A 4,952-nucleotide genomic window follows, 5' to 3' on the forward strand; every position below is an offset into this window, starting at 1 on the left:
GGCCGGTGGCTTCGGCCGGTAGGCTGGAGATGCCCGCCAGACCGACGGCCGCGCCACTACCGGCATTTTTCTCGTGGCACTTACCGTCCGTTTTCGTACCCATCCCGCTCGAGAAGGTGTGACCATGTCAACCGAGCAGCCCGGCGTCACGGGGCCTCAGTCCGGATACCGCGCGGACTCGCTGGCTGCCGCCGCCAGGCAGGCGCCTGATGGCACCGCCGTCAGGCTCGCCGGCCGTATCATGCTGTGGCGGCGCATGGGCGGCCTCGTGTTCGGTCACCTTCAGGACAGGTCGGGCCGCGTCCAGGTCTCCCTGTCCCGCAACGACCTCGGCGAGGAAACCGTCAAGGAGTGGTCCCGGTCCGTCAAGATCGGAGACTTTGCGGGTGTCGCGGGACAGATGTACACCACCCGTAAGGGCGAACGCACCGTTGCCGTATCCGAGCTGACCGTGCTCAATCGCACGGCGCGGGCGCTTCCGGACAAGTGGGCGGGGATGTCCAATGTGGAGGCCCGCTACCGGCGTCGCTACCTGGATCTTCTTGTCAACGCCGAGTCACGGGAGCGGTTCGAGACCCGCATCAGGATCATTCGGAGCATTCGTCGTTTCCTGGAAGACAACGACTTCCTTGAGGTGGAGACGCCGATCTTGCAGGAGGCGGCGTCGGGCGCCGCTGCCCGCCCGTTCGTGACCCGGCACAACACCCTCGGTGAGGACTTCTATCTCCGGATTTCCCCCGAGACGCTCCTCAAGCGCGTCGTGGTCGGCGGCTTCGACCGCGTCTTTGAGATCGGCCGTAACTTCCGCAACGAGGGTATGGACTCCTCGCACCTCCAGGAGTTCACCATGCTCGAGTGGTACGCGGCGTACTGGGACTACCGCGACAACATGGCTTTCGTCCGAGAGATGATCATTACTGTTCTTGACGACGTCATCGGTAGCCGGACCATCACCTACGGGGGCACCAAGCTCGACTTCGGTGCCAGCTGGCCCGAGGTCGACTATCGGACCGAGGTGGCCCGCCGGACCGGGATCGACCTGAGAGTAGTGCGTGACCTTCCGGCGTTGCGTGAGCGGGTCGTCGGGCTTGGTCTGGATGTCGGTGCGGCGCCGTCGTACGCGGGCCTGGTCGATCTGCTGTACAAGAAGACGGTTCGTCCCGATCTCATCCAGCCGTGCTTCCTGCTGCACCACCCCGCCGAGCTGGTCCCGCTGGCGCGGCGTAGCGACTCCGACCCAACCCAGCTCGACAGCTTCCAGGTCGTGGTCAATGGTTGGGAGATCGTCAAGGCCTACTCCGAGCTGATCGATCCGGTGGAGCAGCGGCAGCGTCTCGACGAACAGACCGCGCTGCGTGAGGCGGGCGATGACGAGACGATGATGATGGAAGAGGATTTCATCGAGGCAATGGAATACGGTATGCCTCCCATGTCAGGACTCGGCATTGGCATCGACCGTTTCGTCGCCCTCCTCACTGACGCCCCGACCCTCCGCGATGTCGTCCTGTTCCCCACCATGCGCGGGACAAAGGGCCAGACCGCCGGCGATGCCAGCACCGATGGCATCGCCAGTACCGACAGCACCGCCAGCTGAGCACACGAGGGAGGAAAGGGCCGCTCCCGCGCGACGTGGCGTGGGAGCGGCTGGGACGACGGCAGAGGTGAGTGCGCCGGGCCGCGGTAGAACGGCGGGTTACAGACTGCGGCGAAGGTGTTCCACCGTCTTGGGCAGATCCGTGATCTCAACCTCGGTCACGACCGATCGGTCCCGCGTGCGGATCTCGACGATTCCTTCCGCCGCACGGCGTCCTATGACAATCTGTACCGGGCAGCCGAGCAGATCAGCATCCGCGAACTTCACGCCGGCGGAATTCCCGGTCCGGTCGTCCACGAGGACCTCAAGCCCCTCCGCCACCAGCGGTCCGGCGACCGAGTTGACGATCTCCTCATCGATCTTCCGGCCCAGCGGAATCACTTCGACGTCATACGGAGCAAGCGCCGCTGGCCACACGATCCCATTCTCGTCATGGTGCTGCTCGATAACAACCGAAAGAATCCGGCTGATGCCGATGCCATAGCAGCCCATCACCATGGGCGCGTCCTTGCCGTTGTCATCAAGAAATGTCGCGGCGAGAGGCACGGAATACCTGGTGCCGAGCTGGAAGATGTGGCCGATTTCGACCGACCGCTCGACCGCGAGCGGGCCCGTGCCGTCCGGCGAGGGGTCACCTGACCGGACATTGGTCACGTCCGCGTATTCGTCCGGCTCGAAGTCGCGTCCCTGGTTGCAGCCAGCCACGTGATAGTCGACTTCGTTTGCCCCGGTGCACCAGTCGCGGCCAGCCGCTACATGGTGATCTGCGACGATCCGGCTGACGTGGGCCGCAAGCCCCTGCGGCCCGACGTACCCGCGGACCAGACCGGGGTTCGCCGCGAAGTCGCTCTCACCGAGGAGGACAGGCGCCGCTCCGAGAATCGCCGTGAGCTTGTACTCGTTGATCTCACGGTCACCCGGACAGAGGACAGCTATGATCTGATCCTGTTCGCCGCCGGAGCGCGGAATCTTGTACAGGACACATTTCAGAATCCGGCTCGCCGGCAGGTCCAGATGCGCGGCGAGTTCCTCGACTCCTGGAACGCCCGGCGTGTGGAGCCGCTGGAGCGGCTGTGTCCCAGGCTCCACCGCGATGGGCCGCTGACCGTAAGCAGCCTCCATGTTCGCGGCATAACTGCCGTTGGGCGCATAGACGAACAGATCCTCGCCGATCTCGCTCGGAGCCATGAACTCGTGGTTCACATCCCCGCCGATCTCGCCGGCCTGCGCCTCCACAGCCCGGAAACGAAGGCCACAGCGGGTGAACACACGCTCGTAGGCATTGTACATCACGTTGTATGTGGCACGGAGCGAGTCCAGGTCCGGGTGGAAACTGTAGGCGTCCTTCATGATGAAGTCACGAGCGCGAATGAGGCCGGACCTCGGCCGCAACTCATCCCGGTACTTGGTCTGAATCTGGTACACACTCAGCGGCAGGTTTCGATAGCTGCTGACCTCATGTGCGATCAGGCTGGTCACCAGCTCTTCGTGCGTGGGAGCAAGGCAGAACTCCGCTCCCTTGCGGTCTGCCACCCGGAACATCAGGTCGCCATAGTCGGCCCACCTGCCGGTCCGCTCCCACAGCTCACGAGACAGCAGCGCCGGCATCAGTATTTCCTGACAGCCGGCGGCGGTCATTTCCTCGCGCACGATCTCTTCGACCTTGCGGAGAACGCGAAGCCCGAGCGGAAGGTAGGTGTAGATGCCGGAAGCGACCTTCCGGACGTACCCGCCACGAACGAGCAGCTTGTGATTGGCTGTCTCAGCCTCGGCGGGATCGTCGCGAAGTGTCCGGGCGAACATGCGGGAAAGGTAATCCACGGGAAAAGACCTCCGTCACTGGGAAAGTAGCCGGCAACCGGCGGCAAGCCGTCACACACGAGAACGACGCCGAGTCAGCCCCGTGCGGGCAGCCCGGTCAGGGCGTGTCTGATGGATCATCGTCCGCATCGACCAACATCCATCAGATACGCCCTAGATCGGTCGACGTGCGGCCTTGACGGAGCCCACTGGGAGATCCCCTCTCGCTTGATGAGCCGGCCCTCGGCCACCAGCGCCCGGCAACAAGCTGTTCCCGGGCCCTCCAAGTCTTGACAGAGCGGCACTGACCGAGTTCCAGACCAACTTACCGCCTCTGACGACCACGGCGTCAGGCCCCCTCGCCCTCCCAGCGGCGGCCCACCGCGGCTCTCACATCGCTGCGATGTGGGGCGGCGCGGCCCGTGATGCCAGGATTACCAGCCGCTGACCGCGAGAGTCGTCACGAACCGCCTACGCCGACCGTTGCTGACGGCGCGTTCGGCTGCGCCGGTGTTTCGCGTTGTTTGTTCGCGCCAAAAATAAGAGCGCCCGGCAATAGGGGTGTGGATCAAGGAGCGGGGCTGGAGTGCGTGCGGCGCGAGGCGGAGGAGGGAGCCACCGGAGGTGTTGGGTGGCGACTGACGACAACGCGGCGAGGTGCGTGCCCTGGCCCCGCGACGCCGCGTCCCCTATTGCCGGGCGCTCTAAGAGCGGTTGTTGCGAGCAGTATCAGCCGTACGTGTGATTTTCTGCCATCCGGCAGGGTGGCAGGCCGTCCCGATCGGGTCACCGAACGGGACAAGCTCCGGGGGCGGAGCTGTCTTTTCATTGCCGCTGGCGGATGAGCCCACTCCGGAAGGCCACCGAGTTGACCACGGCACTTGTCGAAGACGCCATTGGCGCGTTACATGTGCCTGAACCAGGCACATCAGGCTGCGGAGGGGAGGCAGGGACGGTCGGATGATGTATGTGACTATTTTTGATCTTGGTGCGGAGATGTCCGAGCGGATCGCCGACGTGAACCGCCAGGTGATTGTGGTCTCAGCGCCCGACCAGACGGCCACGACGAACACGGTCACTCTGTGGCAGCGCACCGATGCATGCGCCGGATGGACTCGGGCCGCGGCTCCGCTTGCCGGCCGTAACGGGGCAAACGGCTGGTCCCTGAATCACTACGATGGTGATCTATGCAGCCCCGTGGGTGTGTTCACGCTGACGGCCGCGGGCGGGCGTCAGCCCGATCCGGGCACGCTGATGCCCTACGAGTACCGGCCATCCTACTATCAGACCGGTGAGCCGGACATGGCGGCCGCGTTCGACTACGTGGTAGCGATTGACTACAACCGGATGCCCGGCTACCCCCCGTCAGACCCCAAGCGCCCGCTCGGTACGGCGGCCGGCGGCGGTATCTGGCTGCATGTTGATCACAATTGTGCAACCCAGGGCTGCGTCGCCGTGACGAGAGAGGGGATCGTCGCCATTCTCGCCTGGCTGTCGCCCGCCAGCCGGCCGCTGATCGTCATGGGCGACGCGGCGTCGCTCGGCAAGTAGCCTCGCG

3 protein-coding genes are annotated in these 4,952 nt (G+C 64.8%); 2 read left to right on the plus strand and 1 reads right to left on the minus strand.

What is annotated here, in order from left to right:
- Positions 1–124 precede the first annotated feature (124 nt).
- Positions 125–1,594, plus strand: a complete 1,470-nt coding sequence (lysS, locus tag MJ783_RS00555; protein WP_239307900.1) for a lysine--tRNA ligase — start codon at positions 125–127, stop codon at positions 1,592–1,594.
- A 99-nt stretch (positions 1,595–1,693) separates the two neighbouring features.
- Here lysS and MJ783_RS00560 read toward each other — a convergent pair whose 3' ends face one another.
- Positions 1,694–3,415: a proline--tRNA ligase gene (locus MJ783_RS00560; RefSeq protein WP_239307901.1), complete on the minus strand. Its 1,722-nt coding sequence runs from the start codon at positions 3,413–3,415 to the stop codon at positions 1,694–1,696.
- A 939-nt stretch (positions 3,416–4,354) separates the two neighbouring features.
- Between MJ783_RS00560 and MJ783_RS00565 the strand changes: the two genes are divergently transcribed.
- Positions 4,355–4,945 carry a L,D-transpeptidase family protein gene (locus MJ783_RS00565; protein WP_239307902.1) on the plus strand — a complete coding sequence of 197 codons (591 nt, stop codon included), beginning with the start codon at positions 4,355–4,357 and terminating at the stop codon, positions 4,943–4,945.
- Positions 4,946–4,952: the final 7 nt, after the last annotated feature.

This window comes from Protofrankia sp. Cj3, from assembly GCF_917627355.1.
Classification (GTDB): domain Bacteria; phylum Actinomycetota; class Actinomycetes; order Frankiales; family Frankiaceae; genus Protofrankia.